The sequence below is a fragment of the Saccharospirillaceae bacterium genome (assembly GCA_022448365.1).
Taxonomy (GTDB): domain Bacteria; phylum Pseudomonadota; class Gammaproteobacteria; order Pseudomonadales; family Oceanobacteraceae; genus Bacterioplanoides.
Genome location: JAKVCS010000003.1, coordinates 1,295,025 through 1,311,826 on the forward strand (window position 1 = coordinate 1,295,025; position 16,802 = coordinate 1,311,826).

The following is a 16,802-nucleotide window of genomic DNA, read 5'->3' on the forward strand; positions in this document are numbered from 1 at the left end:
ACCCAGGGCTTTTTTATTGCTGGCATTAGTTGTTTATGAATACATTTCTGGTTGGCGGCGCGGTGCGCGACGCCCTGTTGGATATCCCGGTAAAAGATCGGGACTGGGTTGTTGTTGGTGCGACTCCGGGACAGTTACTTGAACAGGGTTATCAGCAAGTAGGGGCAGACTTCCCGGTTTTTCTTCATCCGGATACGCATGAGGAATATGCCCTGGCGCGTACTGAACGAAAATCAGGTAATGGCTATCAGGGATTCGACTGCCGATTTAGTCCGGATGTTACCCTTGAGGAAGATTTATTGCGCCGCGATCTGACCATTAATGCCATGGCCAGCGACGCAGCGGGTAATATTATTGATCCATACAATGGTCAACAGGACTTAGCCGATAAGATTCTGCGTCATGTTTCTCCTGCATTTAGTGAAGACCCATTGCGGGTATTGCGGATTGCTCGCTTTGCTGCGAGATTCGCGAAACAAGGCTTTACTATCGCAAATGAAACACGATTACTGATGCAGCAAATGGTGAACGATGGCGAACTGAATCATCTGGTTGCCGAACGCGTATGGCAGGAAACTCAGCGTGCCTTGGGAGAAGACGACCCGCATGTGTATTTTCAAGTACTGCGCGAGTGCAACGCCTTAAAGGTCTGGTTTCAGGAAATTGATGATTTATTTGGTATTCCGCAACCGGAGCAACACCACCCAGAGATAGATTGCGGCGTCCATGCGCTCCTGTCATTACAGGCGTCTGTACCGCTTTCGACAAGTACCGCCACGCGCTGGGCGGCATTAACCCATGATCTTGGTAAAGCACTCTCGGACAAAGAAAATCTCCCTCGTCATTTCGGCCATGAAACGAGAGGTTTAAAGCCGATTAAATCTTTGTGTAAAAAACTCAAATCACCAAAGGAAGTTCAGGAGCTTGCTCTGATTTCCAGTGAGTTTCACACTCATATTCACCGGGCAATGGAATTAAAACCTGAGACAATTCTAAAAGTATTTGATCGTGTTGATGCCTGGCGCAAGCCAGAGCGTTTCGAACAATTACTGTTGGTAAGTGTGGCGGATTCGCGTGGCCGCACCGGCTTCGAACATTGTGATTATCCTCAGGCCGATTATATGCGCGAGGCTTTACAGGTAGCGCTTTCAGTCACGGCAAAAGACATGATAGCTCAGGGCATCACTGGTGCAGCAATTCGGGAAGGATTACAGAAAGCTCGGAGAGAAAAATTAACGGCGTGGAAGCAGTCCATCATTTAGAGCATAAATCAGCCCCGGTATTACCGCCGCGCTTTATACTCACCAACAAAAGACATTGCAGGGAGAATCTTTACGCCAGTAATGGCCAACCAGGTGCTAATAACTATTCAATTGCCGCTAGCGGTTGCTGTTCAACATTTTTCTTAAATTCGAGTAACGGTTTCTGGTGTTTTGGGCAAATCAGATCCGGTGCTATATCCAGTAAAGGCGTTAGAACAAAGGCATACTTCCAGATATCTTCACGCGGTAAGCTGAACGAACCGTTGTCTGTTGAGAAATCATCGACCAGGCGATCAAATAAAAGAATATCAATATCCAAATGACGAGATGAATATTTGACTGCATCAGCGGCACGACCAAAATCCGCTTCGATTCGTTTTAATTGCTGCGATAGTAACTCCGGAGAAAATTCATCATTCAATTGAATTTCCACCACCAGATTGACGAAATCCGGTCCATCAAAACCCAACGCAGGCGAGCGATACCAAGGGGATTGCTGAACCATCTGATAATCCAGTGCCAAACGCTCGATACCCGACAGCAGATTCGCTTCAGCATTCAGATTGGAGCCTAAACCTAAGAAAACGCGTGCCATTAACGCCCGCCTTGATTCAGCGCGAGTTCCCCACGCTCTATGTACAAACCGACCACTCGGCTTTGTGGAACAACCGCAGGTTTTTCGACTTTAATACTAATCCACGGCATACCAAATTCTTTTCGTAAGGCTTCCGCCAGACGCTCAATTAACGATTCCAATAACTGAAAATGCTGCTCTCGCACAAAGGCTTCAACAAATTCAGTCACAGCCTGATAGTTCAATGCATGAACCAGATCATCTGTCGCAGCCGCAACACGAATGTCCCAGACCATTTCCAAATCGAACACCAGTGGCTGGCGGACTTGTTTTTCCCAGTCATAAACGCCAATCACTGCATCAACTTTCAAACCGTGAATAAATACCTTGTCCATTCTTTTGCCTTTATTTACCTGAGATTATCCACGAGCGGTGTATTTTACCGGATTCAATTCCGTCATTGGCCAGCGTGGCACAGCCGATACAACAAGATCGGCCTGCTCACCAGCCAGTAAACGCTGAGTACCCGCATAAGCAATCATGGCGCCATTATCGGTACATAGTTCCGGACGTGGGTAATATACAGCGCCACCCAGCTTTTCTGCGGTTTGCTGTAACTTGATACGCAGTTGACGATTAGCTCCGACACCACCCGCGATAATTAACCGCTTAATACCGGTTTTCTCCATCGCTCGCTTACATTTGATGGAAAGTGTATCGACAACCGCAGCCTGAAAACCGGCCGCAATATCAGCTTTGTCCTGATCAGCTAAAACGCCCTCTTCCGCACTGTTTAAAATAGTGGTTCGGGTAAAGGTCTTTAAGCCACTGAAACTGAAATCGAGACCCGGGCGATCGGTCATCGGTCGCGGAAATTTAAATCGTGTTGCGTCCCCGGAATCGGCAAGCCGACTCAATTCAGGACCTCCCGGGTATGGCAGATTCATCATCTTTGCAGCCTTATCGAAGGCTTCTCCTGCGGCATCATCCAATGATTCCCCCAAGAGGGTGTATTCACCGATACCATCCACCTGCACCAGCTGAGTGTGGCCACCCGACACCAAGAGAGCAATAAACGGAAATTCCGGAGGGTTATCTTCCAGCATCGGAGCCAACAGATGTCCTTCCATATGATGAACTCCCACCGCAGGAACATCCAACGCCCAGGCCAGAGAACGTCCAAGACAAGCACCGACTAACAGAGCACCCACCAGGCCTGGGCCACGGGTGTATGCAATGCCATCCAGATCGCTCAACTCGGAACCAGCCGCCGCCATAACTTCCCGGATCAGCGGCAGTGACTTACGGATATGATCACGGGAAGCCAGTTCGGGCACTACGCCACCGTACTCGGCATGAACGGCGATCTGCGAGTACACCCGATGTGCCAGCAAACCGCGCTCACTGTCGTACAAGGCAATACCTGTCTCATCACAGGAAGATTCGAGTCCCAACACCCGCATAAATTGACTCCGGAGACACACTAAAAATCAGAAGGAGCGCAATAATACTGCCGCAAAGTACTAAAATCTATGCAGAGGTTTTGCATTCCTCGATCAAAGGCATTAGAATGCCCGCCCTCTGACTGGGGGTCCGTGGTTTTCCCCCACTAAACAAAGAATTTATTACATACACGTAGGTGATTGGATGCCAGCTGTAAAAGTTAAAGAAAACGAGCCGTTCGACGTTGCTCTGCGTCGTTTCAAGCGTTCTTGTGAAAAGGCAGGTGTACTGTCTGAAGTACGTCGTCGCGAGCACTACGAGAAGCCAACATGGGTTCGTAAGCGTAAAGCTGCTGCTGCTGTTAAGCGCCACCTGAAAAAGGTACAGCGCGAACAACGCAAGATGACTCGCCTGTACTAATCAGCGAATCAGTCTCAGGGGATAATATGAGCACACTGGTCACAACCGTTAAAGAATCTGTGAAAGACGCCATGCGCGCCAAAGACAAACCTCGTCTGGGTGCGCTGCGACTGATCACTGCAGAATTTAAAAAGGTTGAAGTGGATGAGCGCATCGAAGTCGATGATGCTCGCGCTCTGACAATCCTCGACAAAATGACGAAGCAACGTCGTGATTCCATTGCTCAATATAAAGATGCAGGTCGCGACGAGCTGGCAGAAGGCGAGCAATACGAGATTGACGTAATCAGCGAGTTTTTGCCGGAAGCCTTGAGCGAAGAAGAGTTGGCCAAACTGGTGGCTGATGCCGTTGCACAGTCCGGTGCTGCAGGAATGCAGGACATGGGCAAAGTTATGGGCATCCTCAAACCACAAGTGCAGGGTCGTGCCGATATGGGCCAGATCAGTCAACTGGTGAAGTCTCAACTGGGCTGATTCCAGCGACAGGCATTTTTGCTACTTCATTTTGTGCCAACGCCATCAATGAGAATTGATGGCGTTTTTGTTTATCTACTCCCTCTGTATTGCCACAAACGGTTTCAGGACAGCTTAGCGCTGCGGCCCACCCCGATAGAAAGCAGGCGAAAAAGCAGCGCTTATACGTTATAACTAGGTATTCACAGACGGTTTTAAATCGCAGTAGAAACAACGTAGATAGTATTTATCCATGGCCGGACGCATCCCCCAAAGTTTCATTGATGACCTGTTATCCCGTGTCGATGTGATCGACGTGGTGGATAGTCGTGTCAAATTGAAGAAGACCGGAAAAAACTACTCCGCCTGCTGCCCGTTTCACAATGAGAACACACCCTCGTTTACCGTCAGCCCTGACAAACAGTTCTACTACTGCTTCGGCTGCGGCGCTACCGGCAGTGCGCTGAAGTTTGTCATGGAATTCGACGGCCTGAGCTTTCCGGATGCGGTGGAGAAGCTTGCTGCCGACGCAAACATGGAAGTACCCCGCGAACAAGTGTCGTTCGAGGCCCGCCAGGAGCAACAACATCAACCACTGTTTGGCCAGATGAACAAGGCAGCCGGGTTCTTCGAGCAAATGCTGCGTAATCATGCGGACAAGGGCAAAGCGATCAGTTACCTGCAGAATCGTGGCCTGTCGGGAAAAGCCGCGAAATTCTTTCAGATAGGTTATGCCCCACCCGGCTGGGATAATCTGCAAAAGCATCTTGCGCCAGACAACAACAAAGAGATCATTAAACAGCTCATTAGCTGCGGCATGTCGATTGAAAAGGACGAACCGGGCAAAGAGTACCGTACCTATGATCGCTTCCGTGATCGTATTATGTTTCCGATTCGTGATGCCCGTGGACGTGTAATAGCCTTTGGTGGGCGTGTTCTCGGTGACGAAAAACCGAAATATCTGAATTCACCGGAAACCCCTATTTTTCAAAAAGGACGGGAGCTGTATGGCTTATATGAAGCACGTAAAATCCGCCAGAAATTGACCCGGTTTGTGATCGTAGAAGGCTATATGGATGTGGTGGCACTGGCTGAATTCGGCATTCATTACGCCGTCGCAACGTTAGGCACAGCAACCAGCGAGCATCATCTGCGGCGCTTATTCAAAATCGTACCAGAAGTGATTTTCTGCTTTGATGGCGACCAGGCTGGTCGCACAGCAGCGGCACGTGCGATGGAAACCGTGTTGCCGCTGTTGCAAGATGGATTGCAAGCGCGCTTCTTATTTCTGCCTGATGGCGAAGATCCAGACACATTGGTTCGAATTGAGGGCAAAGACGCCTTTGAAAAACGCCTCAATCAATCGGATCATTTGCCAGAATTTTTATTCGCTCATCTGAAAGAACAGGTCGATTTCGACACATTGGATGGCAAAGCACGCCTTGATCAACTGGCTGCACCGCTGATAAACCGATTGCCGGATGGTATGTTGCGCCAACTGATGCGCCAGAAGCTGAAAGAAGAAACCGGTGTCGAAAGTCACGCTCTGACTAAGCTGGAAGCGGAGGCACCACCTCCAAGCCAAGAACCTTCGATCAAAGAAGATGAGCCTCCATACATCGAACACAACTTATTCTCTTTATCTGAGCCCACCGATCAAGATATGGAGCACGCATATATAGCATTGCGCTCTTTAGTTCAGAACCCGTCATATGCAGAATCCCTAGATATCCCCAGCGCAGATCCGGTCAACGACTACGAAACGCTACTACTTCAAGTCACTCGACTTTTGGCTGAGTCACCACAAAAAAGTAGCCTTGGTTTACTGATGCTGGCAATTGGTAAGCCATACAAGGCAATGTTGGATCAGATAGCTAACGACACAACGTCTAGAGATTCAATGACATCTGTAAATGACATAAAACGGATTTTCCAAAGGATGGAAGCACGTACCTGGTTACCGGAACTGGCCAAACTACACCAGATGAACTTGAGTAAAGACACGCGAACGATGATGACTGACGAGCAAAAAGCCAGACTAAAAGAGCTACAACTGCGAAAAAAAGCTTATCGTTTATAAACCAGACCATTGAATTCACGCAACTCACCCCTATATTAACCAAACCTCCGATCATAAAGGAGGCCGACTGTAGCAGCACAGCGCACAACGTGAACGCCCGCGGGCATATCGGACAGATAAGGCAACAGGCCACCGATGACGACACACGTAACCTGGCTGAGATGTCGAAGTGAGCAACCAAAGTAACTGGCCGACCCAAAGCCAAAAAAAACGGGAACAAATACCGTGATTACTGGCCTAAAGACAGGTTAAAAGTTATACTTTGGCGTTTTTCTTCCGCCTTAAAAACACGGAACACAGGCTTCTATGTCAGCTAGTACGCAACAATCCCGATTAAAAGAACTGATCGCCAAGGGTAAAGAACAGGGTTACCTGACTTACGCTCAGGTTAATGACCACCTGCCGGACGATATTGCTAACCCGGATCAGGTCGAAGACATCATTCGAATGATTAATGATATCGGTATCCCGGTATCCGAAAACGCCCCGGATGGCGAATCCCTGTTTAACGACGCAGCCGATGATGCCGCTGCTGAGGAAGCCGCAGCTGCGCTCGCATTGGTTGAATCCGATGTTGGTCGCACCACAGACCCAGTGCGTATGTACATGCGTGAAATGGGTACCGTGGAGCTGCTTACTCGCGAGGGCGAAATCGTCATCGCCAAACGGATCGAAGAAGGTATCCGCGAAGTCATGTCTGCACTGGCCTATTACCCAGGCGCGGTCAGTGTGATCATGAATGCCTTCAAAGATGCTGAAGAAGACCCAAACAAAGTGGGTGACATCTTTAGCGGCTTTATTGACCCTTCTGATGAAGATCCGGAGCCAGGCCCGCAGGCCGGAGCTGCTGCTGAAGCCGCAAAATCAGAACAATCAGACGATGATTCAGACGACTCAGACTCTGACGACGAGGACGAAGAAGAACAATCCGGTATTGATATGGCCGAGGTCGTTCGTCGCTTCACAGAAATCTCCGACGCTAACGATGCCGTAGAAGCGGCTCTGGAAAATCATGGTCGTGCCAGCAAAGAGTCTGAGGCTGCACTGGCTAAGCTGGCTGAAGTATTTGCTCCAATAAAGCTGACACCTAAATATTTCGATGCATTAGTCGAAGAAGCCCGAAGCTCTCTTAATGGTATCCGCACCCAGGAACGTCAGATTATGGTTCTGATGACGCGTAAATGTGGCATGGATCGTAAAGACTTCATCAAAGGCTTCCAGGGCAATGAGGTTAACAACGAATGGATTGAAACGCTGATTGAGGCGGGTCGCCCATATTCGAAAAAGCTGGAAACCTACAAGTTGGATATCTTCCGCTCGCAGAAGAAGATCAAAACCGTTGCTGAACGTGTGCTGCTGAGCATTCCGGAAATCAAAGAGGTAAACCGCAAGGTTTCCATCGGTGAAGCCCGCGCTCGTCGTGCTAAGAAAGAAATGGTTGAAGCCAACCTGCGTCTGGTTATCTCGATCGCTAAGAAATACACCAACCGTGGCCTGCAATTCCTCGATCTGATTCAGGAAGGTAACATCGGCTTGATGAAGGCGGTGGATAAGTTCGAATATCGTCGTGGTTATAAGTTCTCGACTTATGCGACCTGGTGGATTCGTCAGGCAATTACCCGTTCTATTGCAGACCAGGCACGGACCATTCGTATCCCAGTTCATATGATTGAAACCATCAACAAGCTGAACCGTATTTCGCGTCAGATGTTGCAGGAAATGGGTCGTGAGGCAACGCCGGAAGAACTGGCCGAGCGCATGGATATGCCGGAAGATAAAATCCGCAAAGTGCTGAAGATCGCCAAAGAACCTATCTCCATGGAAACACCAATCGGTGATGATGAAGATTCGCACCTGGGTGATTTCATCGAAGATACCCAGTCTGAATCTCCGATGGATACTGCAACCAATGACGGACTGACTGAAGCAACCCGCTCCGTTTTGTCTGGTCTGACAGCACGTGAAGCGAAAGTTCTGCGTATGCGCTTTGGTATCGATATGAACACGGATCACACCCTTGAGGAAGTCGGTAAGCAGTTTGACGTTACCCGTGAGCGTATTCGTCAGATCGAAGCAAAAGCACTGCGTAAGCTGCGTCATCCTAGCCGCTCAGATCACCTGCGTAGCTTTATTGACGAATAATCGATAGCGATTTCTGACCTTCCAAAACCGCCAGCTGTAACAATCTGGCGGTTTTTTTATGCTCATTCGTTTTTCGGGTAGTTGCTTTTTATTAGTTAAATCAAAGGACTGGCGCTTATTACTAAGGGTGGTTATACTCTCCAACCTCTTTTGGGCGAATCATTCGTCCAGCTCAGGGCCCGTAGCTCAGTTGGTTAGAGCATCCGACTCATAATCGGCAGGTCGACAGTTCAAGTCTGTCCGGGCCCACCATTTCATAAGTTTCTTTACCATTAACATCTGCGTTACAAAAATAACCGTTATCTGAATGACTGTTATTTATTGTTAACCATCACACCCCACTCATTTGATAACGGTTCTCATTAACATATAATCAGACTTTTAGCTTGCGCGGTCTATCCATGACATATCTGAAAGCACTGTTACTGTGGTCCGTCTCGTCAACGCTGCTCGCATCGAATCTACCTCACCTGACACTGTACAGTGCCAGAGAGGAAAGCCTTATCACGCCGATACTGAAACTGTACCAACAGCAAACAGGGCAGGAAATCAGAGCAGTCACAGCCAAGGCCGATGACCTGCTTCAGCGGCTTAAAGCGGAAGGTAAACATTCACAGGCGGATATTCTAATAACAGTAGATGCCGGTGATTTATGGTTTGCATCACGTCAGGGGTTATTGGCAAAAACCCAATCGGCCATCCTGACACAGAACATTCCTGAACACCTTCGTGATCCTGATTATCATTGGTTCGGACTATCAGTAAGAGCACGAACACTGGTGTACAACACAACCCGAGTTTCAGCTGATGAGCTCGTCTCTTATCCCCAGCTGGCAGCGCCGCAATGGCATAAACGTCTTTGCCTGCGCACATCCCAAAAGGTGTATAACCAGTCACTTGTGGCCATGCTGATTAATCAGTATGGCGTTAAAACCACAGAGTCTTTTGTCAAAGGGTGGGTGAATAATCTGGCACAACCCCCTTTGCCAAAAGACAGCGCGGTGATCAAAGCGATAGAATCTGGTGCGTGCGATATCGGAATTATCAACTCCTATTATCTTGGTCGTCACCAACTCAACAAACCGGATACCCAATTAAAACTGTTCTGGCCAACAAAAGAGAAGAATGGTGTGCACATTAATATTTCAGGTGCAGGTATCACTCGCCATTCACCCAATAAAGCAGCGGCCACTCGATTTCTTGAGTGGTTAACTGAAACACAAGCACAGTACTTGTTTGCACGTTTGAACATGGAATACCCCGCTAATCCCAAAGTTGCCGCATCAGACATAGTAAAGGCCTGGGGTAGTTTCGATGCTGACAATCAAAACCTCATGAATGCCGGGAGGCTACAGAAGTATGCAACCCGGTTGATGGAACGTGCAGGTTACAACTGATTTTATGTCATTTAATACGATTAAAAATCTGGGGTTTACACTGTTAACCCTACTGCTTGTTTTTGCCGTAACGATGGGGTTTTACTTCAGTCGCAGTACGATGTTAAAACTGAATACACTACTGGAAGAAAAAGCTCCATTACAAGATATTGTTTACAGAACAAACAGCGACCTGGATTCCGCCACTCAACAATTCTATAACTACATTCGCCGTCAGAAAGTCTTCCGTGAAGATGCATTGTTAGCAATTAAGCAACTAGAAAACTTACTTGCTTACAGCACGGATACTATTTATGAATCAGCGATTGATAGCTTAAAAGATAAATTAACCTTACTTTCAACTACCTCATCGGGACAATCTACCTTAGTGAGCTTGGAACATGATTTCATTGATAGCTTACTTAAAATAAATCTCAACATCAGAAGCGATAAAACACTGGATGAGAAAACGAAAAGCGCAGCTGAAAATCAGGTTATACTGATTGAAATTGCCTTTGTTCGCCTGCTCGAGAAAGAAGAGTCAAATCTCAATACTGTTTTTTCGACTCTTGATACGATTAAGTCCAGACTGCAACAGCTGCAAAAGATCGATACGAATTCTGCTATCGCAATAGATTATCTGTTAGCAGAACTTGACTATACCTATACTGCATTGCTTGAGTACGGCGAAGTCACCCGCTACTCAAGTAATCAATTGATGTCGTTAACAGAAGCTGAAATCAATGTATTGGATTCCTGGTCCGGGATGCGCGATTCAGTTTCACAGTTTAATAATAAATTGCGTATAAGCATTAACAGTGCGCAAGAAAATATGATTGCTACCAATCAAGATCAAAGTCAGTTCTTATTACTGATGGGGTTTCTATCTGTTTTAGCCGGGGCACTTATATCGATTATTATTGGCCGGATATTAGCCGGAAGACTGAAGTCACTGGTTCTTGGGATTCGCAATATTACCGATGGTGATTTCACATACCGGTTAAATATGAAAGGCAAGGATGAGCTGGCTTTTCTGGCAAACAGCTTCGACATTATGTCAGAGAAGTTAAAAGTAAAAGAGCAGGCTCTTTTTGATCAGGCGAATATCGATAGCCTGACGGATCTGCCAAATAGAAGAAAGTTCCAGACAAGCATCAGGCAAGCAATCAAAAATGCCTCGCGAAACCAGGACATGGTTGTGGTAATGTTTGTCGATCTCGACAACTTCAAACGAATTAATGATAGTCTGGGTCACGCCATGGGTGATGCCCTATTAACGGACGTAGCCCGTAAGCTATCCGAAAATTTGCGCGGCAGCGATATGCTAAGTCCTTATCATGCTGCCGGACACCACGCAGACTTATACAGGCTTGGTGGTGATGAGTTCGTTGTTTTACTGCGAGATCTGCACGAAGCCAGAGACGCTGCGTTAATTGCCAAGCGTATGCTTTCGGTACTCTCACAACCAACCGTGCTAAATGGCTACAATATTCAGGTTTCAGCAAGTATCGGCATCAGTGCGTTCCCGCAGGATGCAAGCGACGCTGATACATTGGTGAAACACGCGGATATCGCTATGTATTATGCGAAAGATGCTGGCAAGAACACTTACCATTTTTACTCAGAATCAATGAACCAGCTGGCTGTGCGCCAATTGCAACTGGAAAATAAACTACGCAAAGCAATTGAAAATGACGATTTTGAGCTGTACTTCCAACCGCAGCTGGATGTTCGAAGCAACAGCATCAAGTCTGTGGAAGCCCTGATGCGCTGGAATGACGGGGAAGAAGGATGGATTTCTCCAAGCGAATTTATTCCGGTTGCGGAGAACTGCAACCTCATCGTTGAGCTGGGGAATTGGGTGCTGGAACAGGCCTGTCAGCAGATAGATAAATGGCAATGCAATTCTCTGAATATCAAAGTAGCCATCAACATCAGCAGCTCACAATTTAACAATCCAGGTTTTATCAAAAAAATCACCGCTCTGTTTCACAAATATCAAATACGGCCTGAGCTGTTTATTTTTGAGCTAACGGAAAATATTGTTATGGAGGGGTCAGAGAGAAATATTCGACAACTCAATCAACTGAAGGACCTGGGGGTGGAACTTTCCATTGATGATTTTGGTACCGGGTACTCATCACTGAGTTATCTGAAGTTATTTCCAATCGATGAAGTTAAAATTGATCGGAATTTTGTCGAAGATATTGTCAACGATAACGATAACAGAGCAATTTGTAATGCCATCATTGCCATGTCGAATGAGCTGGGCTTACGCGTTGTTGCAGAGGGCGTTGAAACCATCGAGCAGCAGCGCTATCTTGAAGAATGTGGCTGTGACGTACTGCAGGGCTTCTTTTATTCCAAACCACAACCTGCTGAGAAACTGGATTATTCATTATTTGATGTGTCTTCATCGTATCCGGCGTTAGAAAGTACCCGAAAATACAACTGATTCAACGACGCAAAACTCACAGAGAATGTCTGCATTTCCCAGTCTTTCATTGCAAATAAGGACAGCCTGATGGCCCAACGCTGGCGATCACCGATGAATAGTTACGCTACCAGCGTCTCTAGTAATAAACCAGCAGACGTGCGACAAGCCTGACGAATGTCTTTTAAATCAGAAACCGGTGAGTAAGCCGCTACATTGGCGTAAATTGAGGCTATACCACAGGCAACCGCATAAAGCTCATCGCGTCCAACTTCTGGTCTTTCCTGCTGAAGTTCGTTCAGAATAAAAACAGAGAAGCGTTCGATCCAGTTTTTAAGCTTTGCGGCTACTTCGTCATTATCTTCAGCGGCCACCACCAACGCGTTTGCCAGTATCGCGGCATGAGCATTGCTGCCGCTAAACAACTGATCCAGCAATGACGGCAGACGCCCGGATTCTGGTAATTGTTGTTGCAAAAGACAAATAAACGCCTCGCACTTCTCATCAAAGCGAAGCAATAAACCCTTCATCAATGCGTCGCGGTTACCCACGTTATGGCGAATTAAAGGTCGCGCCAAACCCGCCTGTGTGGCGATACGTTCGAGTGTTGCTCCTTCAACACCATAGCGACCAACACAGTATTCATAAGCATCCATGATTTGTTGGTATCGCTGAGTTTTTAGACTTGGTCGAGACACAACGCTCTCCCCTTTCTTGACTGGAAAATTACGACAACACAAAGATAATAAAAGATACTTTGCTTATTACCAAATGTTTCTTTCAACTCATTTATGACAATTTTTTGTAAGGTTTTTAACCAAAAAAGAAAGAAAAGCCATCAATCTTTGATAGCTGTGGGGGAGTGTTTGCAAAAGAGGAGAGTGCCAAAATAAACAAAGATCAGGTCTGCGCTGATTGATGCAAAGACCTGATCTGCACCAGGAATCAGGTAAGTTCCCCGGCTTAATCGAGCGATAAAAAGTGACTGCGGTAGTGTGCCATTTCATCAATGGACTCTTTGATATCGTCCAATGCTAGGTGCGCACCTTTCTTGTTGAACGCAGACACCACCTCAGGCTTCCAGCGCTTGGCAAGCTCCTTCAGTGTGCTGACATCGATATTGCGGTAATGCATGTAAGCTTCCAGTTGCGGCATGTATTTCACCAGAAAACGACGATCCTGATGAATGCTATTACCACACAACGGAGAAGCGCCCTGCTTTACATGCTTGCGCAAAAATTCCAGCGTCTGCAATTCAGCATCCCGCGCTGTGACCTCACTGTCCCGCACACGCTGAGTCAAACCAGAGTTTCCATGCGTTTTGGTATTCCAATCATCCATGGCATCAAGCAACACATCCGGTTGCTTAATCGCAAGTACCGGGCCTTCTGCAATGATATTCAGATCTTTATCGGTAACCAGCGTCGCGATCTCAATAATCACATCCTGCTCCGGTTCCAGACCGGTCATTTCGAGATCCATCCACACAAGATTGTCTTTCTGACTCATAGTTTTCGCCTGTATTCAGTTGCGCTAAGTCTAACAACTTGCATCACACCCAGCCAGCTTGGACAATATCGCCCTGAATCTTTACCCCGGTATCCGAAGTTATATGGCCAAACGCAAACTGAACAAACGTCAGGCCTGGCGCATTGAGAAAATCCAGCAGGAAAAAGCCCAGCGAGCAAAGCGCAAGGAACGTGATATATCGGAGCAACTGAATGCCGGGGAGCTGGGCGAAGAAATCCACGGTCAGGTAATTGCTCATTTTGGCACCCAGGTAGAAGTGGAAGACCAGAGCCGCGACAAATACCGCTGCTACTTACGAGCCAACCTTGGTTCGCTGGTGACCGGTGATAAAGTGGTATTCCGTCCAGGCCCGGAAACTCTGTTCGTTGCCACCGGCGAAACTGTTTGTACTGGCGTGGTAGAGACCGTATTGGAGCGCAGCTCGGAGCTATCGCGGCCAAATCCTTACAACGAGATTAAACCCGTTGCAGCTAACATCGACTTTATTGTGCTGGTGATTGCCCCGGAACCGGAAGCGCATGCCAACCTGATCGATCGCTACCTGGTGGCCGCTGAAAACTGCTATATCGAACCCATTATTTTGTTGAATAAGACTGATCTGTTAGATGATAACAGCCGTCAGCGCTTTGATGATTTGCTCTCCACCTATGAAGGACTTGGTTATCGGACACTCAGAGTATGCAGCAAAGAAGAGAGCAGCCTGGGTGAATTTAAAGAGTTTCTGAATAACCGCGTCAGCGTATTTGTTGGTCAATCGGGGGTGGGGAAATCATCCCTCATTGATACATTGTTACCGGAAGAAGAACTCAAAGTGGGCGCCTTATCCCAAGCCAGTAAAAAAGGCCGCCATACCACCACAACCGCTCGCCTCTATCACTTTCCCGCCGGTGGTGATCTGATTGACTCGCCAGGAATCCGCGAATTCGGTTTGTGGCATATGAATGAGGATCAGGTGTTGCATGGTTTTAAAGAGATCCGCCATCTTAGCGGCTACTGCCGGTTCCGCGACTGTCATCATGAACAAGAACCGGGCTGCGCAATTCTGGAAGCCGTCGACAAGGGCGAAATCAGCAAGCTACGCTTCCACAGCTATAAACGTATTCTGGACACACTGACTGAGCTGTAAGTTGATGTAAAACACGGCAGGCCGAACCATAAACCTGCGTCAGTGCTACCAGAATATCTCGTCTTTGTTAGGGGGATTATCATAGCTGTTGTCTTGGCTTTCACGCTGCTTACGCAACTGGTCAAGCAGTGAACCGGCCTTATTAATGGTTGGTTGGCGTTCATCTTCGGCTGGCGCTTCACCATCATTGACAAATTCAATGTCAGCGCCTCCGGCGCGCCCACGTACGTTGGCTTCCGATTGTTTGTTTAACATCGTGATTGAGATTCGGCGATTGACTGAGTTGCCCGGATCATCCGCTTTTAATGGAGCGGTATCGCCCATACCGATCACCTGAGCAATCTGCATTTTCGCTACCCCCGCCTCCATTAACGCACGTCGGGCTGAATCGGCCCGCATAGACGACAGACTCCAGTTCACATCATCTTCCTCACGCAAACCGGCCGCTCTTGACGAGTCGGTATGGCCACTGATGGATAAACGATAGTCCAGCGTCGACAGCATCGGCGCCAGTTCCCAAAGGATGTCTTCTGAATAATATTTTAATTGTGCACTGCCAGGGTCAAACATTGGTCGCTTGGTCTGATCAACAATTTGGAGTCTCAAACCTTCGGTGGTGATATCCAGCAGTAGCTGATTTTTAAACGGACTGAGGGTTGGACTGGCGTCAATTCGCGCTTCGATCTTAGCCTGCATATCCTGTAAGCGGCGCTGCTCAATCGCATCTGCCAGATTCTCGATTTCCCGGGCCTGAAGAATTTTCTCAGGATCAATGACTTCAGATTCTGCCACATTGTCGGCTTCTGACGGTGAACCACCCAAATCAATCACATATTTTGATGGCACCTTTGTGCCTTCTTCATAGGCTAACGGATCCTGAAAATAACCAGAGATTGCCTCTTTCTCCTGCTCATTTGAGGAGTTAATTACCCAGAGCACCAAAAACAGTGCCATCATCGCCAGGGCAAAATCGGCCATGGCCACTTTCCAGGCGCCACCATGATCTTCGTGTTTTCCTTTTTTAATACGGCGAACAACAATGTTCTGATTCTGACCTAGATTTTCCATCAGCGACCACGTATTTTGCTTTCAACTTCATTAAAGCTTGGACGCCCGTGGGTAAACAGCGCTTTTCGGCCAAATTCAACTGCAAGTTGCGGCGGTACACCATTTAACGATGCAACGATACAAGCTCTACTGGCCTCATACAGCTTGATTTCCTCCTCCGCCAAGTGTCGCAGCGTTGAACTTACTGGTCCCACCAAACCATACGCCAGGAATACCCCGGAAAAGGTACCAACCAGTGCAGCAGCAACGTGTTTACCGATCTCGGCAACATCGCCACCGATCGCCCCCATGGTGATAACAATCCCCAATACTGCCGCCACAATGCCGAAGCCAGGCAATGCATCTGCCACCTTACCTACCGCTGTGCCAGGTTGCTCCAGCTCATGCAGTCGTGCATCAATTTCCTGATCCATCAGGGATTCAAGTTCGAACGAAGTCAGGTTGCCAGCAGCGATAATACGGAAATAATCGGCAATGAAATTAGCCAGCTCTTGATTCGCCTGAATCGCCGGATATCGGGAAAAAATTGCACTGGATTGCGGGCTTTCAACGTCTCCTTCGATCGCCATAATCCCTTCGCGCCGGGCTTTATTAAGAATGTCATAAATAACGCCCAGGACATCCATATACATGGCCTTGTTCACCTTGCCACCAAGAATAACCTGAGGCGTCAGTTTGAAACACCGAAGGATCACATGCCATGGGTTAGACAGCAGAAAGGCACCAAACGCGGCACCCACAATAATCAGAATTTCGAACGGCTGCCACAGCGCAAGCAGTTGCCCATGTGACATCACATAGCCGTACAAAACACTTCCGAATACGATAAACAGCCCAATTAGAAACAGCATTCATTCAGTCCTTAAGCTTCCTGATAACCCCTTATCGGCCGCAA

General features: G+C 47.7%; 15 protein-coding genes and 1 tRNA gene. 9 read left to right on the forward strand and 7 right to left on the reverse strand.

Translation table 11 applies throughout. The features are described from left to right. Nucleotides 1-35 precede the first annotated feature (35 nt). On the forward strand, nt 36-1,262 hold the full coding sequence (locus tag MK185_09540; protein ID MCH2040865.1) for a multifunctional CCA addition/repair protein: 1,227 nt from the start codon (nt 36-38) through the stop codon (nt 1,260-1,262). 103 nt (nt 1,263-1,365) lie between these two features. Here the strand turns inward: MK185_09540 and folK are convergent, their stop codons facing one another. The 3 genes from folK to tsaD are packed head-to-tail and all read right to left on the reverse strand — an operon-like array spanning nt 1,366 to nt 3,299. After that, complete coding sequence (folK, locus tag MK185_09545) at nt 1,366-1,857, reverse strand: 2-amino-4-hydroxy-6-hydroxymethyldihydropteridine diphosphokinase (GenBank protein ID MCH2040866.1); 492 nt, start codon at nt 1,855-1,857, stop codon at nt 1,366-1,368. Further along, nucleotides 1,857-2,231 carry a dihydroneopterin aldolase gene (gene folB / locus MK185_09550; GenBank protein MCH2040867.1) on the reverse strand — a complete coding sequence of 125 codons (375 nt, stop codon included), beginning with the start codon at nt 2,229-2,231 and terminating at the stop codon, nt 1,857-1,859. Before folB ends, folK begins: the two co-directional genes overlap by 1 nt. A gap of 24 nt (nt 2,232-2,255) precedes the next feature. Next, a complete protein-coding gene (gene tsaD / locus MK185_09555; protein MCH2040868.1) occupies nt 2,256-3,299 on the reverse strand; it encodes a tRNA (adenosine(37)-N6)-threonylcarbamoyltransferase complex transferase subunit TsaD in 1,044 nt (347 codons plus the stop codon). Between the two features lie 184 nt (nt 3,300-3,483). Here tsaD and rpsU point away from each other — a divergent pair, with 184 nt between their 5' ends. The 7 genes from rpsU (at nt 3,484) to MK185_09590 (ending at nt 12,204) form a co-directional block, all read left to right on the forward strand. Further along, a complete protein-coding gene (gene rpsU / locus MK185_09560) occupies nt 3,484-3,699 on the forward strand; it encodes a 30S ribosomal protein S21 (protein ID MCH2040869.1) in 216 nt (71 codons plus the stop codon). A 26-nt stretch (nt 3,700-3,725) separates the two neighbouring features. Continuing rightward, entirely contained in the window at nt 3,726-4,172 is a 447-nt protein-coding gene (locus tag MK185_09565) for a GatB/YqeY domain-containing protein (protein ID MCH2040870.1), read from the forward strand. A gap of 232 nt (nt 4,173-4,404) precedes the next feature. Beyond that, on the forward strand, nt 4,405-6,231 hold the full coding sequence (gene dnaG, locus MK185_09570; protein ID MCH2040871.1) for a DNA primase: 1,827 nt from the start codon (nt 4,405-4,407) through the stop codon (nt 6,229-6,231). Nucleotides 6,232-6,537: 306 nt separating this feature from the next. Then, complete coding sequence (rpoD, locus tag MK185_09575; protein ID MCH2040872.1) at nt 6,538-8,373, forward strand: RNA polymerase sigma factor RpoD; 1,836 nt, start codon at nt 6,538-6,540, stop codon at nt 8,371-8,373. Between the two features lie 175 nt (nt 8,374-8,548). Continuing rightward, nucleotides 8,549-8,625: transfer RNA gene (locus tag MK185_09580), tRNA-Ile, on the forward strand. A gap of 149 nt (nt 8,626-8,774) precedes the next feature. Beyond that, entirely contained in the window at nt 8,775-9,770 is a 996-nt protein-coding gene (locus tag MK185_09585; GenBank protein ID MCH2040873.1) for an extracellular solute-binding protein, read from the forward strand. Between the two features lie 4 nt (nt 9,771-9,774). Further along, nucleotides 9,775-12,204 carry an EAL domain-containing protein gene (locus MK185_09590; protein ID MCH2040874.1) on the forward strand — a complete coding sequence of 810 codons (2,430 nt, stop codon included), beginning with the start codon at nt 9,775-9,777 and terminating at the stop codon, nt 12,202-12,204. Between the two features lie 101 nt (nt 12,205-12,305). Here the strand turns inward: MK185_09590 and MK185_09595 are convergent, their stop codons facing one another. Together MK185_09595 and orn are read right to left on the reverse strand one after the other, a co-directional pair. After that, the gene (locus MK185_09595; GenBank protein ID MCH2040875.1) at nt 12,306-12,881 is read right to left on the reverse strand and encodes a hypothetical protein; all 576 of its coding nucleotides are present in this window, start codon (nt 12,879-12,881) and stop codon (nt 12,306-12,308) included. 265 nt (nt 12,882-13,146) lie between these two features. Next, nucleotides 13,147-13,692, reverse strand: coding sequence for an oligoribonuclease (orn, locus tag MK185_09600; GenBank protein MCH2040876.1), 546 nt, complete (start codon nt 13,690-13,692; stop codon nt 13,147-13,149). A gap of 103 nt (nt 13,693-13,795) precedes the next feature. On the opposite strand from orn, the gene rsgA reads away from it, so the two are divergent. Beyond that, nucleotides 13,796-14,839, forward strand: a complete 1,044-nt coding sequence (gene rsgA, locus MK185_09605; protein MCH2040877.1) for a small ribosomal subunit biogenesis GTPase RsgA — start codon at nt 13,796-13,798, stop codon at nt 14,837-14,839. A 45-nt stretch (nt 14,840-14,884) separates the two neighbouring features. On the opposite strand, the gene motB is transcribed toward rsgA, so the two are convergent. Then, a complete protein-coding gene (motB, locus tag MK185_09610) occupies nt 14,885-15,907 on the reverse strand; it encodes a flagellar motor protein MotB (protein MCH2040878.1) in 1,023 nt (340 codons plus the stop codon). Beyond that, nucleotides 15,907-16,758, reverse strand: a complete 852-nt coding sequence (gene motA / locus MK185_09615; protein MCH2040879.1) for a flagellar motor stator protein MotA — start codon at nt 16,756-16,758, stop codon at nt 15,907-15,909. The genes motB and motA overlap by 1 nt, the downstream gene beginning before the upstream one ends. Between the last annotated feature and the right edge of the window lie 44 nt (nt 16,759-16,802).